Origin of the sequence: Rhizobium zaerense (assembly GCF_051810725.1) — a bacterium.
In the GTDB taxonomy this organism is placed as follows: domain Bacteria; phylum Pseudomonadota; class Alphaproteobacteria; order Rhizobiales; family Rhizobiaceae; genus Rhizobium; species Rhizobium leguminosarum_I.
In genome coordinates this window covers 3,374,292-3,398,312 of the sequence record NZ_CM132690.1, presented here as the reverse complement: position 1 = coordinate 3,398,312, position 24,021 = coordinate 3,374,292, and the positions used below count along the sequence as shown (strand labels likewise).

The 24,021-nt window shown below is 59.6% G+C and carries 26 protein-coding genes; 11 read left to right on the top strand and 15 right to left on the bottom strand.

The window, feature by feature from the left end:
- The first annotated feature begins 22 nt into the window (after positions 1–22).
- Together ACS4RR_RS16545 and ACS4RR_RS16540 are read left to right on the top strand one after the other, a co-directional pair.
- The gene (locus ACS4RR_RS16545; RefSeq protein ID WP_222383746.1) at positions 23–1,192 is read left to right on the top strand and encodes a Gfo/Idh/MocA family protein; all 1,170 of its coding nucleotides are present in this window, start codon (positions 23–25) and stop codon (positions 1,190–1,192) included.
- Positions 1,193–1,198: 6 nt separating this feature from the next.
- Positions 1,199–3,283: an FAD-dependent oxidoreductase gene (locus ACS4RR_RS16540; protein ID WP_170277886.1), complete on the top strand. Its 2,085-nt coding sequence runs from the start codon at positions 1,199–1,201 to the stop codon at positions 3,281–3,283.
- A gap of 31 nt (positions 3,284–3,314) precedes the next feature.
- Here the strand turns inward: ACS4RR_RS16540 and ACS4RR_RS16535 are convergent, their stop codons facing one another.
- The 5 genes from ACS4RR_RS16535 to ACS4RR_RS16515 form a co-directional block, all read right to left on the bottom strand.
- Positions 3,315–3,497, bottom strand: a complete 183-nt coding sequence (locus tag ACS4RR_RS16535; protein WP_017963940.1) for a hypothetical protein — start codon at positions 3,495–3,497, stop codon at positions 3,315–3,317.
- Positions 3,498–3,502: 5 nt separating this feature from the next.
- A complete protein-coding gene (locus ACS4RR_RS16530; protein ID WP_170258117.1) occupies positions 3,503–3,733 on the bottom strand; it encodes a hypothetical protein in 231 nt (76 codons plus the stop codon).
- Between the two features lie 75 nt (positions 3,734–3,808).
- Positions 3,809–4,603 carry an exodeoxyribonuclease III gene (gene xth / locus ACS4RR_RS16525; protein WP_222383747.1) on the bottom strand — a complete coding sequence of 265 codons (795 nt, stop codon included), beginning with the start codon at positions 4,601–4,603 and terminating at the stop codon, positions 3,809–3,811.
- Positions 4,604–4,644: 41 nt separating this feature from the next.
- Complete coding sequence (locus tag ACS4RR_RS16520) at positions 4,645–5,046, bottom strand: GFA family protein (RefSeq protein WP_222383748.1); 402 nt, start codon at positions 5,044–5,046, stop codon at positions 4,645–4,647.
- A 10-nt stretch (positions 5,047–5,056) separates the two neighbouring features.
- On the bottom strand, positions 5,057–5,554 hold the full coding sequence (locus ACS4RR_RS16515; protein WP_017963944.1) for a hypothetical protein: 498 nt from the start codon (positions 5,552–5,554) through the stop codon (positions 5,057–5,059).
- 286 nt (positions 5,555–5,840) lie between these two features.
- On the opposite strand from ACS4RR_RS16515, the gene ACS4RR_RS16510 reads away from it, so the two are divergent.
- On the top strand, positions 5,841–6,347 hold the full coding sequence (locus ACS4RR_RS16510; protein ID WP_222383749.1) for a hypothetical protein: 507 nt from the start codon (positions 5,841–5,843) through the stop codon (positions 6,345–6,347).
- Positions 6,348–6,372: 25 nt separating this feature from the next.
- Here ACS4RR_RS16510 and ACS4RR_RS16505 read toward each other — a convergent pair whose 3' ends face one another.
- Both ACS4RR_RS16505 and ACS4RR_RS16500 read right to left on the bottom strand, forming a co-directional pair.
- The gene (locus ACS4RR_RS16505) at positions 6,373–6,996 is read right to left on the bottom strand and encodes a response regulator (protein ID WP_017963946.1); all 624 of its coding nucleotides are present in this window, start codon (positions 6,994–6,996) and stop codon (positions 6,373–6,375) included.
- Between the two features lies 1 nt (position 6,997).
- The gene (locus ACS4RR_RS16500; protein ID WP_017963947.1) at positions 6,998–8,386 is read right to left on the bottom strand and encodes a sensor histidine kinase; all 1,389 of its coding nucleotides are present in this window, start codon (positions 8,384–8,386) and stop codon (positions 6,998–7,000) included.
- A 415-nt stretch (positions 8,387–8,801) separates the two neighbouring features.
- Here ACS4RR_RS16500 and ACS4RR_RS16495 point away from each other — a divergent pair, with 415 nt between their 5' ends.
- Complete coding sequence (locus ACS4RR_RS16495) at positions 8,802–9,635, top strand: class I SAM-dependent methyltransferase (protein ID WP_170280624.1); 834 nt, start codon at positions 8,802–8,804, stop codon at positions 9,633–9,635.
- 96 nt (positions 9,636–9,731) lie between these two features.
- Here the strand turns inward: ACS4RR_RS16495 and ACS4RR_RS16490 are convergent, their stop codons facing one another.
- Entirely contained in the window at positions 9,732–9,998 is a 267-nt protein-coding gene (locus ACS4RR_RS16490; protein ID WP_017963950.1) for a hypothetical protein, read from the bottom strand.
- A 201-nt stretch (positions 9,999–10,199) separates the two neighbouring features.
- Here ACS4RR_RS16490 and ACS4RR_RS16485 point away from each other — a divergent pair, with 201 nt between their 5' ends.
- The 5 genes from ACS4RR_RS16485 to ACS4RR_RS16465 all read left to right on the top strand — a co-directional run bounded on the left by ACS4RR_RS16485 (position 10,200) and on the right by ACS4RR_RS16465 (position 12,922).
- A complete protein-coding gene (locus ACS4RR_RS16485; RefSeq protein WP_162118389.1) occupies positions 10,200–10,598 on the top strand; it encodes a DUF1236 domain-containing protein in 399 nt (132 codons plus the stop codon).
- A 197-nt stretch (positions 10,599–10,795) separates the two neighbouring features.
- Positions 10,796–10,963: a hypothetical protein gene (locus ACS4RR_RS16480; RefSeq protein WP_170280486.1), complete on the top strand. Its 168-nt coding sequence runs from the start codon at positions 10,796–10,798 to the stop codon at positions 10,961–10,963.
- Positions 10,960–11,541: a BA14K family protein gene (locus tag ACS4RR_RS16475; protein ID WP_260110669.1), complete on the top strand. Its 582-nt coding sequence runs from the start codon at positions 10,960–10,962 to the stop codon at positions 11,539–11,541. Before ACS4RR_RS16480 ends, ACS4RR_RS16475 begins: the two co-directional genes overlap by 4 nt.
- Before the next feature lie 110 nt (positions 11,542–11,651).
- A complete protein-coding gene (locus ACS4RR_RS16470; protein WP_017963954.1) occupies positions 11,652–11,966 on the top strand; it encodes a hypothetical protein in 315 nt (104 codons plus the stop codon).
- A gap of 71 nt (positions 11,967–12,037) precedes the next feature.
- Positions 12,038–12,922, top strand: a complete 885-nt coding sequence (locus tag ACS4RR_RS16465) for a hypothetical protein (RefSeq protein WP_260110670.1) — start codon at positions 12,038–12,040, stop codon at positions 12,920–12,922.
- Positions 12,923–12,969: 47 nt separating this feature from the next.
- Here the strand turns inward: ACS4RR_RS16465 and ACS4RR_RS16460 are convergent, their stop codons facing one another.
- Positions 12,970–13,863, bottom strand: a complete 894-nt coding sequence (locus tag ACS4RR_RS16460) for a LysR family transcriptional regulator (protein ID WP_170262697.1) — start codon at positions 13,861–13,863, stop codon at positions 12,970–12,972.
- A gap of 160 nt (positions 13,864–14,023) precedes the next feature.
- Between ACS4RR_RS16460 and ACS4RR_RS16455 the strand changes: the two genes are divergently transcribed.
- Complete coding sequence (locus tag ACS4RR_RS16455; RefSeq protein ID WP_162118393.1) at positions 14,024–15,037, top strand: L,D-transpeptidase family protein; 1,014 nt, start codon at positions 14,024–14,026, stop codon at positions 15,035–15,037.
- A gap of 94 nt (positions 15,038–15,131) precedes the next feature.
- On the opposite strand, the gene ACS4RR_RS16450 is transcribed toward ACS4RR_RS16455, so the two are convergent.
- Entirely contained in the window at positions 15,132–15,782 is a 651-nt protein-coding gene (locus ACS4RR_RS16450) for a response regulator transcription factor (protein WP_260110671.1), read from the bottom strand.
- A gap of 266 nt (positions 15,783–16,048) precedes the next feature.
- Between ACS4RR_RS16450 and ACS4RR_RS16445 the strand changes: the two genes are divergently transcribed.
- On the top strand, positions 16,049–18,895 hold the full coding sequence (locus tag ACS4RR_RS16445; protein ID WP_456189037.1) for an ATP-binding protein: 2,847 nt from the start codon (positions 16,049–16,051) through the stop codon (positions 18,893–18,895).
- A 132-nt stretch (positions 18,896–19,027) separates the two neighbouring features.
- On the opposite strand, the gene ACS4RR_RS16440 is transcribed toward ACS4RR_RS16445, so the two are convergent.
- From ACS4RR_RS16440 to ACS4RR_RS16420, 5 genes are all read right to left on the bottom strand, one after another.
- A complete protein-coding gene (locus ACS4RR_RS16440) occupies positions 19,028–20,314 on the bottom strand; it encodes an epoxide hydrolase family protein (RefSeq protein ID WP_260110673.1) in 1,287 nt (428 codons plus the stop codon).
- Positions 20,315–20,734: 420 nt separating this feature from the next.
- The gene (locus ACS4RR_RS16435) at positions 20,735–21,403 is read right to left on the bottom strand and encodes a VOC family protein (RefSeq protein ID WP_222290471.1); all 669 of its coding nucleotides are present in this window, start codon (positions 21,401–21,403) and stop codon (positions 20,735–20,737) included.
- Between the two features lie 288 nt (positions 21,404–21,691).
- Positions 21,692–22,315, bottom strand: coding sequence for a cysteine hydrolase family protein (locus ACS4RR_RS16430; RefSeq protein ID WP_456189036.1), 624 nt, complete (start codon positions 22,313–22,315; stop codon positions 21,692–21,694).
- Between the two features lie 33 nt (positions 22,316–22,348).
- A complete protein-coding gene (locus ACS4RR_RS16425; protein ID WP_162118399.1) occupies positions 22,349–22,882 on the bottom strand; it encodes a hypothetical protein in 534 nt (177 codons plus the stop codon).
- Between the two features lie 119 nt (positions 22,883–23,001).
- Entirely contained in the window at positions 23,002–24,006 is a 1,005-nt protein-coding gene (locus tag ACS4RR_RS16420) for an enoyl-CoA hydratase/isomerase family protein (RefSeq protein ID WP_260058193.1), read from the bottom strand.
- Positions 24,007–24,021: the final 15 nt, after the last annotated feature.

Here is a 24,021-nt window from a genome sequence, read left to right as displayed (position 1 = left end):
CGTATCGAGAGGAGGGACGACAATGTCTGAAGTCAGAGTTGCAGTGCTTGGCGCCTCGGGCTGGATGGGAAAGGTCCACACGATGGCCTATCAGACCTTTCCGCATTTCTTTGGAGTGTCGGACGGAACGGCGCGGATCGTCGCTCTCGTCGAAGGCAATCCTAAGGTAGCCGAGGATCTTTCGCAGAGAGCGCCGGGCGCCAGGATTCTTCAGGACTGGAACCTCGCGGTCGCTGATCCTGGCGTCGATCTGATCGATATCTGCCTGCCCGACCATCTTCACTACCCCGTGGCCAAGGCGGCCTTGCTGGCCGGCAAACATGTCTACTGTGAGAAGCCATTGGCAAACACCGCCGCCGAAGCGCGGGAACTGGCCGAGATCGCCAGGGAAAAGGGTGTCATTACCCGCGTCGGACACGCCTTTCCGCGGAATCCCGTCCATGATCTGGCGAAAGACATCATTCAATCCGGCGAAATCGGCGAGATCAAGCTGTTCCGCGGCTGCCAGCACGTCGACATGTATGGCGATCCGAACGCGCCCTTCATGTGGCGAGCGGATGGAAAGCTCGCGCCGACCGGGATCGTCGGTGATACCGGCTCGCACATCTTCAGCTTCATGGATTTCCTGGTTGGCCGCGTCAGCTCCCTGATCGCCGACAATCTCATTGTTACGCCGCGCCGGCCTGTCGTCGAGGGCCTTGCCTATGGCGAGCAGGTGAAACTGTCAGGTAATGAGTCCTGGGCTGATATCACCAACCCCGATGCGACGAACCTGCTGTGCCGGTTCGAGAACGGTGCCGGCGGGATCGTCGATTTCAGCCGTGTCGCGACCGGCCGCAAGTTCATGCAGACCTACGAAATCTATGGAACGAAAGGCAGCATCGCCTATACCTATGACGAGATAAACCGGCTGCGCTTCTACTCCGACGACGACCGGACGGGGCGGCGCGGCTTTCGCGAGATCGACGTGGGTCCTGAGAACCCCACTTTCAGGGCTTTCCTTCCTCTGCCAAATTTCGGCCTGGGCTACAATGAAAGCAAGATCATCGAGGTAGCCGAGGTGATCCGCTCGATCGTTACCAACAGACCGATGTGGCCGACATTCGATACCGGCCACCATATCTGCCAGATCGTCGACGCGTGCATGGAGTCCTCCCGCCAGAAGCGCTGGGTCGACATCCCGCTGGATTGAACGCCGATGGCCATAGATGTTCCCCAGGAAATTCTTGACGCGCTGACCGATATCGACATGCCACGGCTCCCACCTGAGGCCGCCCCCTCGGAAGTGATCGGGCTCGCCGGCGTCGAGGTGCCGATCTATCGATCCGGCTGCGTCGTCGTCGGATCCGGCGCGGCGGGTCTGCGGGCGGCAGTGGAATTGAAGCGGCGCGGTGATGACGTCGTCATCATCAGCCAGAGCGCCTGGGGCGGAACCTCGGCCTGTTCAGGATCGGACAAGCAGACCCTGCACACGGCAAACACGGCGGATCAGGGCGACAATTACAAGGCGATGGCGCGCGCCATCCGCAGCGGCGGCGCCATGGACGAGGACACGGCTTATGTCGAGGCGGTGGGCTCGTCACGGATGATGGCGTCGCTCCAGTTCTTAGGCCTGCCGCTGCCTCAGGATCCGCTCGGCGGGACGCTTAGATATCAGACCGATCACGACGAGGTCGGCCGCGCCACCAGTTGCGGACCGCGCACCTCGCGCCTGATGGTCAAGGTGCTGGCCGAGGAGGCGATCCGGCTCGGAGTGCCGTTTTACAACCAGACGATCGCGGTAAAGATCCTCACCGAGGGCGATGGCGCAGACGGCCACGTCGTCGGGATAGTCGCGATGCGCGCCAGTGACCGCAGGGAGGAGAACCCGCTGGGCATCGCGCTGTTCGTCAGTGGGGTGATCGTGCTCGCCGCCGGCGGGCCGGGCGAACTCTATCGCGACAGCGTTTATCCCAACGGCTGCTTCGGCTCTCTCGGATTGGCGCTGGAGGCCGGCGTCGAGCTCGTCAACCTGACCGAAAGCCAGTTTGGCATCGGAACACGCAGGGAAGGGTTCCCATGGAATCTGTCAGGCACATACGTCCAGGCGATCCCGCATATCTACTCACTCGATTCCGAAGGTGCCGAGCACCATTTCCTGGCAGAATACTACCGCAGCACGCAGGAGCTGGCTTCGAACGTCTTTCGCAAGGGCTATCAGTGGCCATTTCACGCGACGCGCATGCTCGATTTCGGCTCGAGCCTGGTCGATCTGGCCATCTTCAGGGAGACCGCCGAGGGACGGCGCGTCTTCATGGACTTCAATCGCAATCCGCTGCCTGTGCCGGGGGACCTTTCGTTCAGCCTGGAAAGACTGGATGACGACGTCCGTCTCTATCTCGGCAAGGCCGGCGCCGGCCAGGACATGCCGATCGATCGGTTGAAGCATATGAACCCGCTCGCGATCGAGCTCTACCGCCGCTACAAGATCGATATCGCCGAGGAGCCGCTGGAATTCGCCGTCAACAATCAGCACATGAACGGCGGCATCATGGTTGACATCTGGGGCCGTAGCAATCTTAAGGGCTGCTACGCGGTCGGAGAAGCAGCGGGCACACATGGCGTGACGAGGCCAGGCGGAGCAGCGCTCAATGCCGGGCAGGTCTTCGGCACCCGAGCGGCCGAGCACATCGGCGCGAGCGGTCGGGCGAAGAGGGCCGCCACCGAGGATATAGGCGCCATGGCAGAGGCAGGCATTGCCGAAATCCTTGCCGGCCTTCGGACCGAGAGCCCGCTCACCGTCAAATCGATCCGTTCGCAAGTGCAGGCGCGAATGAGCGACAAGGCTGGCATCCTCTGTGATCAAGAAAGCGTAGGCCGGGGCTTGATCGAAGCGCGCAAGCTGAATGCTGAAATTCGCGATAACGGCGTCGCCTACGGTCGAGCAGCGGAGGCGGTTCGCGGCGTGCAGTGGCGGCATATGGCGCTTGCTTCGGAAGCGGTGCTCAGCGCGCTCGATTTCTTCATTCGCAATGGCGGCGGCAGCCGCGGGGCTCGGGCGATATGCGATCGGGAAGGCGAATCTCTTCCGCTGGCGCGCTCAGGGCCGTTACAGGACTATCGCTTCCGAAAGGAACGTCAGGCACACCGGGAAGAGCAGATTATCGTCCGGCTGAATGGCAGTGAGATCAGGCTTTCCACACGTCCAAACCGCAGCTTCGACGAGAACGCCAGATCCTTCTTCGAGCGGGACTGGCCAGCCTGGTTGACCGGCCGCATCTACGACCGCGGCACGGATGGATAAGGTTGTGCATCACCTTCGCGGGGTGTGTTGATCAATCGGGATTCGGCACCGGCGGCGGAACCCGGATACGTTCGGTGTCGTCGGAACCTTCGGCGACGGCTTCCTCGCTTTTGCGCACGTGCCGCGGCGGGTCCTTTCCCTCGACCGGCTTCGGCGACAACTGGTCGTCGGCCTGGATCTCGTCGGTGTTCAGGTAATTCTTGCTCTCGTTCATGGGAGTCACTTGCGATTGAAGAATTGCGGGGCAGGGATGCGGTCCTTCCGGTCGGCGCGGCCTGTTCCCGGGTTGGTATCGGTGACGCCGTCGCCCGCCTCGCGGCTGTTGCCCATGCTGATTGGCGGCTTGCGCTGGTCATCGACATTGGTCTCGGGCAGTTCGTCGTCCTGGGTGTCCTCATTCAGTGACTTCGGCGGAAGCTTTGCGGAATTGGGAATGGAATTTGTAGGCATTGGACAGTCTCCTTTACCAGCTAACTCCGACCGACATTCCAGGTTCCGTGGTTCCTCTGAGATCGGCATCGCAGCTTACATATCTGCTCCAGCTTCGGAAACGTTGAGCTCTATCATGACGGGCGCGTGGTCGCTCGTATGCTCCCAGCTGCGCGGCTTTCTCCTCACAGTTGCCGATCGAAGCAACGGGGCGACTGCCGGACTGAGCAGGAAGTGGTCGATCCGAAGCCCTGCATCACGTTCGAAGCTGTTCCGCCAGTATTTCCAGAAGGTGTAGATACGCTCTCCCGGATGCAGATGCCTAAGGGCATCGGTCCAGCCCTGAGCGACGAGATGAGCATAGGCGTCGCGCACTTCCGGTCTGAAGAGGGCGTCGTCCAGCCAGCGTTCCGGCTTGTATACGTCGATCTCCGTCGGCATGACGTTGAAGTCGCCGGCCAGGATCGACGGCACCTCGAGTTCGAGGAGTTCGGCGGCGTAATCCTGCAGACGGCGGAACCAGCGCAGCTTGTAATCGAACTTTGCTCCCGGAAACGGATTGCCGTTCGGAAGGTATAGGCATCCGACCAGGATGCCGTCGACGGCTGCTTCGATATACCGGCTATGGTTATCATCGGGATCGCCCGGAAGACCGCGACGCGTCAGGATCGGTGTCTTGCCCTTCGCCAGGATGGCCACCCCGTTCCAGGATCTCTGTCCGTGCCAGATCGCGCCGTAGCCGGCCCGCTCGATCTCCGTTCGCGGAAACCTGGCATCGTCTGTCTTCAGTTCCTGGAGGCAGACCACATCGGGCGCGTCCTCCCTGAGCCAGCGTAGCAGAATGTCGAGCCGGCCATTGATCCCGTTGACGTTGTAGGTTGCGATTTTCATGAGGCTCCCGAAAGTCGAGGCACTGTCAGCGGCTTGGCGCCCTAGAAACGCTCTTGTGTCTCTTCCTCCGGAAGCCCGCGACCGCAATCGGCCCAATGAAGGCGGCTCTCCACACCATAATGCCCGGCCGGCCGGATCCTCTCGGGGTGATCGAGCGAGCCGACCGTTACGCGGATCAGTTCGTCGCCGTCATATTGAAGATAGAGCGGCGTCCCGCATTTGCCGCAGAAGCCGCGAGTCGCGATCGGCGACGATCGGTATGAGGTGGGAGTGCCAGCCGTCCAGGCAAGATCGTCGATCCTGGCCTGGACCAGAACCGCGAAAGGGCCTCCGGTCGCTTTCTTACACATGTTGCAGTGGCAGTACCCCGAATGCGGCGGATCACTGTCAACTTCGTACCGGCAGGATCCGCAAAGACAGCCGCCAGTCCATCGCGCTGCCATAACTGGCTCCTCAACGCGTCGCACCGAAGACGAAGGCGAGGCCGGCAACGATCGCGACGGCTGTCAGTGGCTGCCGGCGTATGCGATCCTCGAGATCATGGACGAACGTACGGGCTTCCGCCTTTGCCAAGCGAGCCGATCCGGATGCCAGTTCAGATGCGGACTCGGCCACGCGGCTTGCTTCTCTCTGAAGAGATCGCATTCCTTGGCGATCGACATCGGAGGCTTCCGAGGAGCGGACGGTGTCGCCGGTCGAGCGTAGAGCTTGATCGACAAACGGATATTGCTCGTCAAGCCTAGTGGGATCCGGCTCCCGCTTGACACGTTCAGCCGCCTCGACGTCGCTGCGGCCGGCCGGAATAGAAGTGTGAGTGGCAGACACGGGGTCGGACGCAGGAAAAGTATCCTCGATTGCTTTGTCGAGTTCGCCTTTTCGCGCCTGCTTCCGCTGCTCTGCCTGTTCTTTTCGCATGGACTGGACTGCTGGGGATTCGTTTGGATCTGCCATGGAAGTTTCCTCTGTTGCACCTTGAACAAACAAAGCGGCGAAAAGCGGAGAAGTTCCATAGAATGCTTCCGCGCTTAGCAGCGATGCACGAACAGCCTCTCGCAGAAGTGCGCTTGAGGTGCCACCATGCGACGTTTTTCCGATGAAAAGCATTGCAATTTGCGTGGGGCGGACCAAAGTCTTGCCGCGCCTACTACCTAGGTCGGTTGCATTCTTTACTCGGAACAGCGAAAAGTCTCGTAGGTCGTATTGCATGGTAAGCGGAACGGACGAACGAGGCTGCGGTATGAGTATCCGGAAACGCGATTTTCTGAGATTGGGCGGCGGCGCGGCCGTCGCCCTCATCGCTGCCGCATTGCCAGCCAGTTTGAATTTCGACAGTTCCCTTCCTGTTCTGGCGGTGGACTTTGCGGAGGCAAAGGACGGCAATAACGGGAATGGTGGAGGAAATGGGAATGGTGGAGGGAATGGCAACGGCGGCGGTAATGGCAATGGCAACGGGGGAGGGAATGGCAACGGTGGCGGCAACGGCAGCAGCGGATCCGGGAATTCCTCCGGTGGGAATTCCTCCGGCGGCGGAGGGTCTTCTTCCTCGAGCACAGGATCGTCGGTAGGATCTGGAACGAAAGCGACAGCAGCGTCCGATGGCTCGATCGACGTCCGTCATTCAAATGGTATCACTGAAGTCCTGCAGCGCGGTCGCTACATTATGAAGGACTCGAAGGGTCGGACGATCATAAATCGGCTGGCGACGGCTAACGATGCCCGCAGGCTGAGCCGCTTTCTTCGTTGAAGTGGTAGTGGGACAATAAACTCTTTCAGCGCCGTTCGCGCCATTGTAGAGCCGCTTCAGTCCTATTCGAAGCGCCGAGCTTGCTCAGAATCTGGGTCATATGGTGCTTCACGGTCTTTTCCTGCAGGTCGAGACGCAGACCGATATGTTTGTTTGACAGGCCTTGAGCGACAAGATCCATCACCTCGCGTTCCCGTGGCGTCAGACTGTTTTTGTCGGAGGTTCCGCCATTCAAGGAATTTTCCATGACTTTCGCCGACATGGTCGGCGAGATATATCGTGAGCCACGCAGGACGGTTTGGATTGCTTCGGCGAGGCCACGCGAACCTACGCCTTTTAGAACATAACCCATCGCGCCCCGTTGCAGAGCTCCCAGTAAAGTGTCCACCTCCTCGGATACCGTCAACATCAGCACTTTTGTTGCGGGGCTACGCGCCAGGACGTCTTCGATCGCAGACAGTCCGCCGCCGGGCATCGAGACATCGAGGAGCATGATGTCGGGGCGATTGTCCGCAGCGATCATGGCGGCGTCGTCGCTGCTGGCGCCTTCACCGACGACGACGAAGTCGCTCATCTCCGATAGGCTGCGCGTGACGCCCTCGCGAAAAAGCGGATGATCGTCCACAACGCCGATGGTGATTGCTGTCATCCTACTCTCCCACTTCCATTGGCTCGAAGATCATGGTCACGGTCGTTCCTTCTTCGCCTGTCTTGATGTCGAAAGATCCTCCCAGGCTGTCGATCCGCTCCCGCAACCCCACGAGGCCGAGGCTCGTTGGCCTCACCTCGGTCGGATCGAAGCCGTCGCCGTGATCGCTGACCTCGATACGAACATGGCCGTCGCGCGAGACAGCCTTTACGGCCTGCTGAACGCCGCCGCCGTGGCGGTAAGCGTTATTCAACGCCTCTTGAATGAAGCGATAGATACAGATCTTCACGGCCGGGGCAAGATCCGGTCCATCCTCGTCGACGATCGTTTCGACATGGCTTTCGGTCTTGTGCTGATGCGCTTCGACAACCCGCGTGACGATCTCCGTGATCGAGGACTTCTCGATCTGCGGCAGCACCAGTCCTCTGCAGATATTGCGGATCTCCGTCATCGCTTCGGCCAGGCTCGAACGTATCCAGGCAAGTTCCTTCTCGCGCGCTTCGGGCTGGGTGGACGCATTGATCAACAGGTCGCTGTCCAGTCGCAGTGAGGCGTAGGCAATGTGCTGGGCCGGACCGTCGTGAAGATCGGCGCCGATGCTGCGCAGATATGTTTCGTTCAGCGCTGCCGCACGCTGGGAGGCGCGCTGCAGGCGTCGCTGGAGCCCACGGTTTTCCGCCAGCAGCGCAGACAGTTCGGTGACCCGTTCTTTGAGGTCCCTGCGCTGCGCCTCGATCGTGCGGCTACCCCGGAACACCAGAACGGAGAGAACAAGGAAAAAAGTCGCCGTGAGGGCGGCGACGGCGCCCCAACTCCGGAGCCTGGCATGCGCCAGACTATCGCCCAATCCTTCCGCTGTCTCGTAGAACTCAAGGACGGCGACCGCCTGGCCGGACCATGGCTGGAGCACCGGGTTATAGATCTCCATGAGCGGCTTGCCGAGCGCGCGCTCCTTGTCGCTTTCCGGATCGCTGGCGATTTCGTAGCGGGCGACAAGAGACCCTGCGAATGCTCTCTGCAGCTTGTCGTTGACCGCAAACTTCCTGCCCACCAGCTCCTTCTCGTTCGAATAGAGGATGGTGCCGTCGCTCCGCCACAGCTTGAACGAAACAAGCCGCTTGCCAAGCGCACCCTGCCCGAGTGTCTCGTCCAGAGCCTGAGTGCTCGCGTCGTCCAGCAGCGACTCTGTTTGCATATCGGGAAGCAGCGGCGCGATCACGCTGTCCACATAAAGCGCCGTCGCCGCGCCCGAATTGTGGATGACGGTCTCGTCTATGAGATGGCTTACAAACAAGCCCACCACGAACATGGCAGCAATCGAAATGAGCCCACCCGCGATAAAGAACTGGGAGGCGAGTGAGCGGGCATTCCAGCGGCGAAGCCAATTCATTTTTTGATACCGTAAGAGACTGCCCGAATAACCTACCGCGTCTTTAGCGATTTCCAAACAGGATCAGGGCACATTCCTGGTATCGAACACCTCGGCGCCTCTTATGCTTTGGGTTAACCCGACGGTATCGCCGGACATTGCTGCGCCGAAGACGTAGAGAAGGGCGGCCAGAACGATAACAAGTGCGAAGACGGACGCGTTGCAAGCGTCATTCACTCGGGATCTATGACTCTGGTGCATGTTCGGATCTCCTTCAATCTCCTTCGAAACGGCGGGAGTGCGACGCGCGTTCCACTCCGGGGACTTCGGTCGGAGAAGGTTGGGACCAAGGTCTGACCCCTGTAGACGTCAGCAGATTCAGGCATATTTCCTGGCCGACGAACCCAGGTTTGGAGGCTTGTGAGTGACTATTTCCATGGATATCGAAAGCGGCGTCCGCGCCGCATCGGCCTCTTCTCTCGCGCCCTTCGAGGAAGGCGTCGCCGAATTTTACGACAGCCTTCTCGTGCCGATCCTCTTCGAGCCCTATGCTTCGGAGATGGCCATCGTCGCCGAGCGATTGAAGCCGGGCAGCGTTCTCGAGGTCGCTGCGGGGACCGGCGCATTGACACGCGCTCTGCGGGCGACACTCGATCATGAAACAGAACTAGTTGCCACCGACCTCAGCCAGGCGATGATCGACGTCGGCGCACCGTCGCTGACGCTGTCGCGGACCCACTGGATGCACGCCGATGCGCAAAATCTGCCGTTCGCGCCTTCGATGTTCGACCTCGTCGTCTGCCAATTCGGCGTGATGTTCTTTCCGGATAAGCCGAAGGCCTATAGCGAGGCTGCAAGAGTGTTGCGGAGCGGAGGTCGCTTTTTGTTTTCGACGTGGGACTCACTCTCGGCCAATGACTTCGCAAGATCTGTGGACGAATGTCTGGCAAACCTTTTTCCGTTCGATCCACCGGATTTTCTCAGGCGCCTGCCATATTCCTACTTTGATATACCCTTGATCAAGGCACAGGTGTCTTCGGCCGGATTCGACGCAGTTTCTTGCGATCGGATCGAGTTGACCTCCGTTGCAGCCGCCCATGACATCGCAGTGGCCTTCTGCCAGGGCACTCCGCTCAGGGAAGAGATCGAAAGGCGGGCGCCGGCGCGCATCTCAGAAGTAGTCGATGCCGTGACTGAGCAATTGGAATCACGCCACGGGGTTCGTCCGTGCGGCGGCATGAGCGCGTTCGTCGTCGTCGGTCGCGTTTGATAGCGCCCTTTAGCGTAGGCTGTCGTGGCAATCACGTGATTCCTCTGGATCGAATGTCCAAAAGCTTTGTCCGCCAAGATGTACCAGCTTGCAGACTTAGCGAGTGCGCTGCGCGAAGGAAGGTTCCTGCATTGCGCGGATGACGTGTTGTTCGATCTCGAAGCAGGTCTCGTCGTATTCCCGCACCAGGTTCGAATTGAACGGCTGCCCTCGGACAGTATCGCGCGCTTCGACTGCCATCTGGTAGGCTTCGAAGAGTTCAAGCTGCAACGGGTCGCACGCTGCCATGATCAGCTTCCGCATATGCGGTAAACGCATCGCCAAGCGCCGGCGTCCAGCTTCCCGACGGTTGGATCGTGCCATCTCCTTCAGTCTCCCTGCCTATGGCCGTGTGTGCCGGGCCTTTTGATCGTGAACTAGCGCCGGCAACGGACATTAACATGGTTTTAGGGACCAAAGGCCGGGGTCTGTCGGACTGAGGTCCGGGCCGTGGAACGACCCCGTCTCCAGCTAGTTGGTTTGGCAGCGGTCACGAAGGCCGCCTCAAAAGAGAAGGAGTAGAAAATGATCTCCAAGCTTGTCGTCGGTGCGGCAACTGCCGCGACCCTCATGTCGGGCGTCGCATTCGCCCAGTCCTCGACGGTCAATGGTGCAGCCGGCGGAGCTGTGACCGGTGCGATTGTCGGCGGCCCCGTTGGTGCTGCTGTCGGCGGCGTTGCCGGCGCAGTCGTTGGCACGGCGATCGATCCGCCGCCGCAAAAGGTCGTCACCTATGTCCGCGAGGCTCCGGCACCATCGGCGCGCGTGGTCGTGAAGGAGAAGGTTGTCGTCGGCCAGCCCCTGCCGGAGACGGTCGTCGTGACGCCTGTTCCGGATGACCCGACCTATGCTTACGCGGTGGTCAATGATGAACGTGTCATCGTCGAGCCGTCGTCCCGCAAGGTGATCCAGGTTATCAAGTGACCTGATCCTACGCGGTCTCTGCCGCGTCTTGCCCCCCAATATCACCGTTAAAACCAGAGAACCGCCGCACGACGGACGACAGCGTCGTGCGGCCGAAAAAGCAGAGAGATTGTTACTGAAGACCAAGACACTCGCCGTGCTGAAGGCTCTAGCCGGCGCCCCGACGGCTCGGCGCCGTCGGGACAGGGGAGAGGAACATGATCTATTCCGAAGAGAAATCCGGTGGTCTGGCTTTGCCGCTGATCGTCATCCTGCTGGCAATCGCCGGCATTCTCGCCGTGCTTGTCGCCACTGGCGGCCGAGGTAGCAGCACTGCCGGCCGCGTCTGGGTTCCACAGGCTTACCAGCAGGAGTCGGGGCAATGAAAGCCATCGCATCCCTTGCCTTTGGCATCTTAAGCTCGGTCGGGGCTTGCGTGGCGGCTGCATCTGTCGCCTCCCACGTGGTGGCGGATTCGAAGTCTCATACCTTCAATGACCTTGCATCGCGCGATCTCTGGACCACGACGCCCGTGAAAGTCGATCTTCGGCAGCAGCACTATGAACGAATTCCGCCTCTCTACTCCAGCTATGTGACCGAAGCGCCGACGCTCGCGACGTCAAAGGCGACACCGGATTCTGGTCGCCCGTCGACCAAAGTTCAGACGCCACAACCAAGAGTCTCGGCCGAGCATCTTGCTTGGTGTGCGGACCGCTACCGCTCCTTTGATCCCGCGACCAACAGCTATCGATCCTATGGCGGCGAGACTCGCGAGTGCATTTCGCCGTTTCAACGGATCGTCGCCGAGGCCGATGAGGGCGTCGGCACGAAAGTGAATGCACAGGCGGCAGCCTGGTGCGCCGCTCGCTACAAGTCGTATCGACCGGAAGACAATACGTATCAACCATGGGAAGGACCGCGCCGCAGCTGCGACGTGTCGCATCTCGTTGCGACAAGCTACTGATGTGGTCGCACGCTACGTCCCCAATTGCACGACCTGGCCACGGACTAAAGTCCGTGTTGCAAACGCTACGGTTGTGATACCTGGTTGCATTCAGAGCTTGGAGATCGGGGATGGCAACGACGCTAATAACGGAAATCCAGCAGGCGCAGACGAGGCTTCCGCTCTTGAGCCGAGCGGACCGGGGAGCCCTTGTCGTTCGCATCCTGCGCGAGCTGAAGACGCATCGGCGGGAGGTTTTCGCAAATGTGCCCGCCGAGCGCTGTGTTTGGATCGACAGGCTCATCGCGTCCGTGTCCTCGACGATATCCGAAATCATCAACATGCAGGACGCTGAGTTCAATCGTGTCTTGAACGAGTTCGAAAAGCTTATCGCGACGCTCGATGGCATTTCGCATGCGGAGAACCCCTCGAAGACAATTCACTGAGAAGGTCGCCAGTGGGCAGCCAAATGAGCGCCTCAGCGGAAACCGATCGCTGCGCGTCAGCGTTTCCTTCCATGACCGAAACGAAATCCTCCGCCGATCAGGATGCGACGCCGCCCGGTGAAGACGGTTCGAAGCCCGGCGCGGACATTTCTTTCCCCTACGACAGGATGACCGTCGAGCAATTCCGAAGACGCTTCCCCCGTGCCCGCTGGAGCGATGCCCGCAAGGCCTGGTTCGTTCCCGGACGGACGGCGTCCCGTCGCATCGGGCGATGGCTTGCCGAGATCGAGGCCGAAGCCGACGCCCATGCGGATGCGAAGGGACGCGACGCCTTCGCCTTCGATCCCATCGACAGTCCATATCTTGAACTCGGCAAGGCAGGCTTTCGAATCCGCACGCCATATTCGAAAACCGTCGTCGACGAATTGCACGAGGTGCCATTCTCACGCTGGGACGGCGATCTCAGGATATGGCACGTTCCCTTCCGGTCCTATGAGGAACTCCGACGCAGATGGCCAGATATCGAGGCGGCGGCTCGCAGAAACGAGCCGGAAGAGAGACGACGTCGCGCCGAGGAGCGGAAGGGGACCGAACTGGATCTGCGCAACAAGCTCCGCTCTGCGGAACGAAAGCGTCATCGTTACGCGCTTCAGAGCGACGACTTGCCGCCGATCGGGCGTCCGGTGGCCACGATCTATGGAATCGTCGTCTTTACCGACATCTCAAGCGAACTGGTCGACCCGGACGTCGTTGTGGACTTCTATCCCGGTGTAACTGAGGATCACGTCTGGGGATATTGGCGGGTGCCCACACTTGAAGAACTCGTCCGCACCTGGCCCGCGAAAACGCTGCCGGTTGAGAACGCCGAGTGGTGGCTGCCGACGATCGAAGAACTGAGGCCGGCCCGTCGCACGGCAAGATCGCGTGAGGCCAGGAGATACGCGAAGACGCCGTGACCGCTGCTTGCCGTAGAAAAGAGGATGACTATGCCGGATTCCGATCGTCAGGCTCGGTGGCGCAGCGCGTCCACCAACGCCACGAAAGCTGGAGAGGACTGCCTTCTGCTGGCATAGTAGAGATGGTAGCCATCCCAGTATGGCGAAAAGGTTTCCAGGACGCGTCTCAGACGGCCTTCCGCGATATAGGGAAGAGCAACGTCTTCCGGTATGTAAGCCAATCCAAGCCCTTCCAGAGCCCCTTCCACGCCTTGATAGGAGTTGTTGAAGGCAAGCTGTCCCTCGACCCGGATTTTAATCTCTTTCCCGTTGTCTTCGAACTCCCATGCCCAGAAGCCCCCATAGGTGGGCAGGCGCTCATTGATGCAGTTGTGGCGGACAAGGTCCTGTGGATGCTCGGGAATCTCTTTGCCATCGAAATATGAGGGTGCGCCGACGACGGCAAAACGGAAATCAGGTCCGATGCGAGTCGAGATCATGTCTTTCGCCACCTGCTCGCCCATCCGGACGCCCCCGTCGAAGCGCTCCGTCACGATGTCGGACAGCCCGTTTTCGCGGATCAGCTCCACCTTGATGTCAGGGTTGTTCGGTAGGAAACGTTGGAGCTTCGGCCAGATGATCCACCTTATTGCGTGGTCTGATGCTGTGATGCGGATGTTCCCGGCTGGCTTTTCCCTGAACTCGGTGAGGGTTTCGAGTTGCGCCTCGATCTCATCGAAGTGAGGCCCCACGCCTTGGAACAATCGTTCTCCAGCGTCGGTGAGCGAAACGGCTCGCGTGGTACGGGTCAGCAGCCGGATTCCGAGCCGCGTCTCGAGCTGGCGGACAATATGGCTGAGCGCCGATTGAGATACGCCCAGCTTTGCCGCCGCCCGCGTAAAACTCTTCTCTCGGGCGACCGCCAGAAAGGCCATGAGGTCATTGACGCTCTCGCGCGGCATTCACCAGCTCCTTCGGATCAAATGGCGGTTGTACTGAATTTGCTGAGCTTGGACATTGAAATCATCGTGAACGGAAGCCGGCGGATCCGCTGAAGACGTAGCTGGCGCCGAAATTCTCCAGCCGCTCTCGCGCAGTGGAACAAGTTCCCGCTTTGGCCATTTGTCGTCCATGAAAACAGCCCTGCCGATGTCGCTGCTCGCTCTGGCCCTTTCCGTTGGCGGCGCCTCCGCGCGGGAATTCCGGCCTGAAGAAATCAACACGGCGTCGATCGCCTCCATTGGGACTGAGAAGCCTGCGCCGGGAGATCCAGACCCGGCGATCGTCCGCCTTCAGGTCCTGCTCGACCGTGCGGGCTCGTCTCCCGGCGTGATCGATGGCCACTACGGGGAGAACGTCAACAAGGCCGTGGCCGGCTTCGAGGCAATGAACAATCTGCCTGTCGATGGGAGGCTGGATCCGGAAGTCGTCTCCCGCCTGGAAGGCAATGCCCCGATCGTTGCCCCGATCGTTGAAAGCCATGTGGTCTCGGCGGATGATGCCGCGGATCTCGTTGATAAGATCCCCGAAGATTATGGCGAGAAGGCAAAGATGCAGAGCTTGGGATATACGAGCGTTGCCGAGAAGTTATCCGAGCGGTTCCACATGGGGATCGATCTCGTGCATGCGCTTAACCCAGCTTCGCAGTTTGCTCCTGGCGATACGGTGTGGGTCGTGGAACCCGGCCCTCCAAGGCAAGGAAAGGTCAAGAGGATCGAGGCTGACAGGAAGACGGGACAGGTTCTCGCCTATGCCGCGGATGGATCGCTGCTTGCAGTCTATCCTGCAACGATCGGAAGCGAAGACAATCCGGCGCCGTCAGGCAAGCACAAGGTCAAGGGCGTGGCCCGGATGCCGGTCTACAGATATGACCCGAAGCGCAACTTCAAGCAGGGAAAGAACGACAAGGTCCTGACAATTCCAAAGGGACCAAATGGTCCGGTCGGCACGGTCTGGATCGACCTGACCGAGCCGACTTATGGGATACATGGAACACCGGAGCCGAAGCTCATCGATAAGGTGGGATCGCATGGCTGTGTGCGGCTGACGAACTGGGATGCCGAAGAGTTGGCTGGCATGGTCAAGCCAGGGGTCTTCGTGGACTTCGTCACAGGCAGCCCCGCCGCCCCGAAGTGAGGCGGAATTATTTCTGTTCCGATCCCTTCTCGTGCTTGCTGCCGATAGGATGTCGGGCGCTCCCCGGCATCCCGGCTATCTGTCAGACCGCAAACTAATGCAGGGATCCCACACCGATATCGAGCTTCGCTGCCATATTCACCAGATGCGGCAACGTTCGGGCGTTCATCTTCCTCATGACCTGACCGCGATGAGCCTTCACGGTGATCTCGCTAATCTTCAGTTTGAACGCCACCTGCTTGTTTAGGAGCCCTTCTGCCACGAACTTCATGACTTCTCGTTCCCGCGGCGTGAGCGTCCGGTAGTTTCCCTCCAGGCGACCTATCTCCATCGTGGCCTGAATGGCCGCGTGGATCTTCTCCATCAGAGCGTTTAAGTCGAAGGGCTGGGGTATGAAGCTGACATGAAATTTCGTTGCGTTCACGGTCATCGCTTGCCCGCCATGGCCGGTGAGGACGATCACCGGGCAACGGATTGCATGCGAACATATCAGATGTGTCAGATCAGACGCGGTCAGATCGGGGAGTCTCGCATCAAGAACAACGCAACCGAGAACATCCGCCTCGGGGCATGTCAGAAATTCCGTTCTGGATTTATAAAGGTGCGGCCGCCAACCCTGTAAGCAGATGTTTGCGTTCAACGCCGAGGAAATAGTATCGTCGTCACTCAAGATGACGACGATTGCGTCTTCTGGTGAGAGTTTCTGCTCTCTGCGCGTTGTTGCATGCGCGTTGCCAGTGTACATTGCCATTCTCCTTTGAATCGTGTCGAGAATTCTGCGGGCAAAGATATTGGAAATGAATTGTACTCGCGTCCGAGTGTTGATCGTCGCGATCGCTGCTGGAATTTCTTTTAGCGGATAGCGATTCAAAATGGCACTTAAGTGCTATGAGAGTTTCTGAAAAAATCTGAATCGCTGCTTTGGAGCGCGGCCCTGTGCCCTTGGAATAGGGGGCGTTCCTGTGGCTTTATGGTCCTAAATACCATTGCCTGGATGGATGAGAGAGCGCTTTGGGACAGATCGAGCTAGGCCTTTTCGAGTTCTGCGGTTGGGAGCTTGACCTCGCGAAGCGAGAGCTGCGTGCCATGGGAGCGCCAGTACCCATTGGCAGTCGGGCCTTCGAAATCCTGGAAACACTTGTGGTTTCGGAAGGCGATATTGTATCCAAAGACGACCTTATGAAGCGTGTCTGGCCCGGACTCATCGTCGAAGACAATACGATTCAAGTTCACATATCGGCAATTCGCAAGGCGCTCGGAAAAGATAGGAATTTGCTGAAGACCATTTCTGGTCGAGGCTATCGTATCCTTGGCGAGTGGACGTGCCATCGTAAACCGGCACACGCGCCGATGCCGACGCCCGCTATCCAACCGCGGTCGACTGAGAATTCGTTCTTTACGAATATTCCGGCCTCGACGTCTGATCTGGTAGGCCGCGAGACGACGATTACCCAAGTCCTGAACCTGACTTCTGCCTACCGAGTTGTGACGCTGACCGGCCCCGGCGGTATCGGAAAGACCGTACTTGCATCGGAAATCGCCCGTCGTTTGCTGCCATCGCTGGACGGCAACGCCTTCTTCGTCGAACTTGTATCCCTGTCGGATCCGGGCCTCGTTCCCACAACGCTGGCTCAAGCCCTCGATTTGCATCTTCAGGGAGACGACATTTCCGCAGAGCTGGTGGCCCGCGCCATCGGCACGAAGAAGATGTTGTTGGTGATCGACAATTGCGAACACGTCATCGACGCCGCCGCCGCTATGGTCGAGGCGATCGTGCGTGCTTGCCAGAACGTATCGGTGCTCGCGACAAGCCGAGAGCTTCTCCGTATCGAGGGCGAATTCGCTTATCGCGTGCCCCCGCTCGAGGTTCCGGCGAGCGAGGATCTCGGCAACGCTCTGGAACATAGTGCGGTCCAGCTCTTCATTGCTCGCACCCGGGCCTTGCTATGGGATTTTTCGCCAAGCGAGGAAAGGCTGTCTGCCATCGCGTCGATATGTCGGCATCTCGATGGAATTCCCCTTGCCATCGAATTTGCCGCAGCTCGCGCTGCGACCTTGGGCCTCCAACAGATCGCTGGTCGGTTGGATGACCGATTTGTACTTCTCACCGGCGGACGTAGGACCGCTCTGCCTCGCCATCAGACACTCCGCGCGGCGCTGGACTGGAGCTATGAATTGCTGCCGGAAGCCGAACGCCAGCTGCTTTGCAATCTGGCGATCTTCCCGGCCGGCTTTACACTGGATGCCGCCGTGGCGGTGAGTGGGGAAACCGAGGCGGAAACGGCTCTGGCTATTTCTAATCTCGTCTCGAAGTCTCTGGTGACATTCGAAGGAGCGGAAACAGGTCCTCGCTGGCGTCTCCTCGAAACCGTGCGAGTCTACGCGCGCGAAAAGCTCGGGGTCCGCGACCACTACCAACGCGCCATGCGTCGGCTGGCGAAGTACTTTCTGTCGTTCTTTCAGCCGTTTTCAGAGGAAAGCCATCTTCAGGCTGCGATCGAAGATATTGCTCGCTATCGCCGGGAGATCGACAATCTGCGTGCCGCGCTGAGATGGGCTCTCTCGCCCGATGGGGACGGAATTCTGGGCGCAAGGCTCGCCGCCACCACGAGCGACTTCTGGACTGCCATGTCGCTCGTTTCCGAGGCGGGCGACTGGGCGGAAAAAGCGCTCGAACAGATCGGCGAGGAGAGCGGAAGCCGCACCGAGATGGTCCTGCGATGCGCTCTCGGATCTGCGCTGATTTACACCCGGGGCATGAGCCATCGCGGCAGGGACGTGCTGACCGGTGCCTTGTCGCTGGCAAAGGCATTCGATGACTTTGATTACCAGCAGCGCGTGACATGCGCACTTTGGCTGTTCTCCGCCCGATCGATGGAATTGGAAGACGCGCTGGTGTTTGCGCGTGAATACGAGCACGTCGTCAAGGGACGAGACATACAGTCCCGGGCTACGGCCGCATGGCTGGTGGGAATCCCTCAAACTTATCAGGCGGAGCACCAGGAAGCTGGCGAACGGCTTGATTGGGCGGCGAGGCATTTCCCCTTCGACAATCGCCGCAAAGATATGCTGAGGCTGGGTGCCGACGTTCGGACGTCCGCCATGGCCCACAACACGGTGAACCTGATCTCACGCGGTCAGTTGGACGCGGCGGTTCGAACGGCTGAGGAGTCGATCCGGGAAGCACGCGAAACAAGGCAGCCATTCGTCGTATGTGTTGCTCTCGCGTGGTCGGCTGCCTTCGTTTCACTAAGCCTTGACGAGGTGCATCGAGCCAAGGAATACGGCGAAGAGTTGCTCGACCACGCGTTGCAGCATGGCCTGCGCCCTTTTCACGCGGTTGGCCTATGCGTGAAGGGAAGTCTGGCGGCTCGATCGGGCGATCCTATGAATGGAATTGACGCGCTTCGATCCGGCATTGGTGAAATGCGTGAAGCCGCCTACCTGCTTTTTTATCCTTTTTTCTTATGCGAGCTGGCGTCTGCGTTGCAGGCAGCCGGTCGTTTCGATGAGGCGCTTCAGGAAATCGGAAATGCTCTGCATTTTTCAGAGCAAAAAGGCTATCGGTGGATGGTGCCCGAGATTTTGAGAAAGAAGGGCGAGATATTAGCCACCCAGGATATCAGCAACGCCTCTGATGTCCAAAGCTTGTACCAACAGGCAATGCACCAGGCCTCTACGCAAGGCGGAATTTACTGGCAAATTTCAGCAGGAACCAGCCTGGTCGAGTTCCTCGATCGCAATGGTGGAGGTGGATCGGCTCGCAATATCCTCCTTCCGATCTACCAGCAGTTCACGGAAGGATTTTCCAGCGTCAAACTGTCACGAGCAAAGATGCTGATCGACGGTCTGGGCTGAAACGAAAGCCGAAAATCGCTGCACGACAGTCCCTGCGTCGCAACCGAAATCAGATATGGACCCACGTCCATGTTCAACACATGGAGCAAGGCCGCCGGAAAACCGGCGACCAGGCAGGCGTCTGAAATGGGTTTACGTTCTGACTGAACGGAACGCAGTGCGAAGCTCTTGGCAGAACACCGCCGTCTGCTCCCAAGCTGCGAAGTGCCCGCCCTTCGCGAGCCTGTTGTAGTGTATCAGGTTCGGGTAGGCCCGCTCGGTCCAGCTCCGGGGCGCCGCATAGATTTCGTCGGGAAATACGCTGACCGCCACTGGAATCTTGACATTCTTCACAGCGAAGAATTCAAGCTTGTTCTCCCAGTAAAGGCGTGCCGACGAGACGGCCGTGTTCGTGAGCCAGTAGAGGGTCACGTTGTCAAGGATATCCTCTCGTGTCAGGCCTTCCGTCTCGCCGTCGAAGACGCGGGCGATCACCTCGTAGCTCCGGATATCGTGATCGATCATCCACGCGGCAAGGCCGACGGGTGAATCCGCGATCCCGACCAAGGTCTGCGGACGGTTTGCCATTTCGATCGCGTAGCCGAGCCCATGCTTGTAGAAGTCATCGAGCTGGTTGTAGGCGTGTTCCTCGTCGGCCGACAGTCCTGCAGGCTTGGTGCCTCCCGGCCCGAGCGCGGCGGCGATATCTTCCGGAACGGTGGCCGGCATATTAACGTGGATGCCGACCAGTTCCGGCGGGGCGATCAGTGCCATCTGCTCAGTCACGGCGTCGCCCCAGTCGCCGCCTTGAGCGACATATTTCGAGTAGCCGAGGCGTTTCATGAGTTCGATCCAGGCATGCGCGATCCGGATGGGATCCCAGCCCCTTTCGGTCGGCTTTCCGGAAAAGCCGTAGCCCGGAATTGAAGGGATGACGACGTCGAAAGCGTCCGACGCCGAGCCGCCGTGTGCAGTCGGATTGGTAAGGGGCTCGATGATCTTCATCTGCTCGATGATCGACCCCGGCCATCCATGTGTCACTATGATGGGCAAGGTGCCGTCGCGCTTGGCCTTCACATGGATGAAGTGGATGTCCACTCCGTCGATCTTGGTGGTGAACTGGGGCAGGGCGTTCAGCCTGGCTTCGACCTTTCGCCAGTCATAGTCCTTGGCCCAATACCTGGCGAGCTTTTCGATGGTCGCGGACTGAACGCCCTGGGTATTGTCATTGACGATCTCGCGCTCCGGAAAGCGCGTTGCTTCGATGCGGCGACGGAGATCGTCGAGTTGGGCATCGGTTGCCTTGTATGTGAAGGGACGAATTTCCTCTCCACCGGCTTTGGCTAGGGCGATTGAGGCTGGAAGGATGCTGAGCGCGCCCGCGGCCGCGGCGGTTGCCAAAAGAGTGCGGCGAGTGACTGGGGATGAGATGGATGACATGGGGGTCTCCTGGGTTCAGAATTTCGACGCGCCAAAGCTCTCATGTGCGGAAGTGAGGTTCTATTGCACCAAGGTGTTGCCGATACCATTGGATCGGTTCCGAATACGGATGGCAAAAAGGGCCTTTGGAGCGTGTCGAACAGGCCGACATTGGGAGCAACGAGGCTCGTTGATGTCGTCATCAAAGCGGGCATCTCTCGCTCGTCCGGTCGGCTAAAATTCGAGCGAACTGGGCGAGGCCGCGCCCGATGTTCCATTGGAACGGGGAGTTCGAACATGGCAAAAGAAAAGGCCGCCATCATCGCAGATGGCGGCCCCAATCCAGGTTCGATCGCAACAGTTGCTGCGGCCTTGCTCTCAGCAGCCGGAAGCACTCTTCGAAGGCTCCCATGGCACATGTCGGCAGTACAAAATGAGCCATCAGTCGGGCAACGGCCGTCCTGAGCGCTCGGCGATCATGTACTGCGCATACCAGTCCGGCCAGTTCTCATCATGATTGCCGCCGGTGCGCTTCTCGTGTTCGCCGTGGGCAGCCGCGGCACGGCGCAAGGCGCTTGCAAGGTCGCTCTCCGATGAGAATGCCGCGCCGGTGGCGTCGATGCGCCCTGGCAGCCTGGCCGTCACCTCCTGGAAGAGCCAGCCGTTTCCATCGGGATCGCTGAACGATGCGAAAGATGAGTAGCTCCCGCGAGTTGGATGCGGTCCAGCAAGACGACCCTCGTCGTCCTGATGATGGAAAACGCCGCCGACATCATGAAAGACACCGCTCATCGCGGCACCTCGGGCGGCCAGCGCCGCGTGAGCCATCTCGATGTCGGAAACGATCAGATGAAGGCCTTGCGCGGAACCCGGCTTGGCGGAAGTGACGCCGCTGCCGAAGATCACCGAGCACGGCGAGCCAGGCGGCGTCACCTGAACCACCCGGAACCCGCTCGCGCCGGAAACGTCGGCGTCCAGCCTCCAGCCAAGCCCGGTGTAGAAGGCCTTTGCGCGATCGACGTCGGAAACCGGAATAACCACGACTTCGAGCTTCATGTCGACGTCATGCACCTTCTCTGCGGCAGTCCTGTTGGGTTCCTGGATGGACATTTTCAATTCTCCCGTAATGAGCGTGATGGGCATTGCCCTTGACGCAGCGAACGATGCGTCAGCCCAGTGCGGCCGTCCATTGTCCCATGGTGTCGGTTCGATCGTTGCTGCGATAATCGGCGATGGTCGATGAAGGCCGTGCCGAACGCCTGTGATGTCCGCACGCAAGAAACGCCTTCGTTTGTCCGACAGAACAGACCAAGCGCCTTTGTTCACACTTAAGGCGTGCGCTCGCCCTCGGCGGAGTGTGTCCGCAGAGGGCCGCTTTGGCGCCGCGCGACGTGCCTGTCACGCTGCAAGCGCTTCAACAACATCGCTCGTATTCACGATGGCGCTGGCGTAGTTGGGCATGTTGATTTCCAACGCCGCGTGCATCATCTCGTGCGAGTAGTCGGCAACGGCGTCCCTTACCACCGTGACGTCGTAGCCGAGTTCGGCGGCAAAGCGGACCGTGGCTTCGATGCAGGTGTGAGCGACCAGCCCGATGACGATGATCCTCTCGATGCCGTGTCGCTTCAGCTGCAAATCGAGATCGGTGTTGGCAAATCCGCTTGAACACCAGTGCTCCGAGGCGACGATCTCGCCTTTGGCCGGAACGAACTCGGCACGGAATTCTCCGCCCCAGGTCCCTAACTCGAAACTTTTACGGTGCCACGCAGCGCGCTGGATCGGCGCCACGAATTTCCAGTTCTCATAATCGCCTTCCCGGTACCGGCGATGCATGGCGAAAAAGATGCGAAGCTTCGCAGCACGCGCTGCGGACAGGACCTGCTGCATGTGTGGCACGCAGTTGTTCGCTTCCGCCACGTCCTTGATCCGAGGCCAGATCTTTCCGCCCTCGGAAATGAAGTCATTGTAGGGGTCGACGACCACGAGGCCGGTATTATTTGGATCATATGATAGAGGTTTCATGGTGCTCTCCGTGCGGCAACTGGATTTAGGTGATCAGTCGTTGCGAAGCGCGGCGCGCTCTATGCTTGCGGCGAAAAGCGGCGTCTCGCCCTTGTTATGGGCAATGGACATCGGCTGGCGTTGCGTCCGGAAGATGTCGAATGGAATCCCCTGGCGGTCGAGGAAGGCAAGCATCTCGTCAGTAGCGTAGGACCTGACGCGGTTGGTGAACTCGCATTTCGCGTCATCGAGCCTCTTGGCGCTTAGTTCCCAGGTCACATGGATGGTTGTACGTCCCGACGGTGTGAACACGTCCGAGTCGGAGTCGAGGATCAGATGATCCCTCTCGCCGAGCGTCTCGACATAATGCTGGACCATCAGACTGCCGCCGATGGTCTCGACATTGATCGACATCCGTCTGCCGTCCGGCGTCGTGGTGAAGCCAGCCGTGATGTGGGCTGGAGAGCAACCCTGATAGTCCTTCTCGGATAAGGCGAAGCACCATTGAGGAATGTCGATCTTCTCGATCGGGGCATTGATGATGGCGGAAAAGCTTGAATCGACGATCTGGTTCTCAACGCTGCGCATGTCATTTCTCCGTTGTTCATGGTGATGTGCAGGCTCGCGAGCCAAGGCCTGCGATGCCCGTGAAGTGGATTCTGTGGCATCACAGGGACACCGTTACCGAATATTGCGGTCTCTTCAGCCTACTTGTCGGCCAAAGTCTGCGTGTAATGGCCGAGCCTGGACTCGACGTCGGGGTTCGTCTGCAGGCCCATCTCCATCAACCTGCCGATGTTCTTTTGCGCGATGGGGCGCTGGACCGAAGAAATGAAGGCGTCCCAGCCGGCACCGATTTCCGGGTCGGTCGGCAGGCTGGCGAAATCGACCAGCCGTTTCGTATCCGCGATGGCTCCCCGGTCAAATCCAGAGATGCGCGCTGCAAGCGAGTTGACGAAGGGATCGAGCTTGTCGTCTGCGAACGAGCGGTTCACGTAACCATACTGCTCGGCCAGTTCGCCGTTGATGTCGTCGGATCCGAGCAGGACTTCAAGCGCGCGCCCTCGGCCCATCAGCCTGGGAAGCCGTGCCATGGGGCCGCCGCCCGGGACGAAGCCGGCGCCGACCTCCCATTGTGATAGAATGGCCTTTTCCCGGCTCGCAAAGCGCATGTCGCTTGCCAGGGCGAGCTCGCTTCCGACCCCGGTGGCGCGCCCACGGATCAAAGCGATCGATACGACCGGCGCCTTGCTCAATCGCACCAGCATGTCGGGAAGCGGATGAAGGCCGGTGCGCCCTGAGGGAAGGCTCGTCGACTCCTCCAGAGGCGGCGTGAAATTGTAATGGGTCAGAAAGAAGCCCGGCACGTCGCTGTCGAACACGACGACCCTGAGTTTCGGATCGGTCTCGATGTCGGCGATAACCTTCTCGAGCTGCGGAATGGTCTCCGGACCGAATATATTGAACGGAGGGTTGTCGAATGTCACCCGCCAATAGGCAGGCGTCCGCCTGTCCACTTTGATCTGGGATTTGTGTGGTGTTTCGGACCCGGGCTTTGATTGTAGCGTGCTGTCCGGCTTGAGTGGCGACTGGCCGGAGAGCGCAAGCGCCGGCAGCATCAGGACCGCCGAGGCTGTCAGAAACGTGGATGACGCGGCGACGACGGCGAGAGCGCGTCGGGGCCGCAACCTTTTCGATGATGTGAGTGTCATGATTGTCTCCATGTC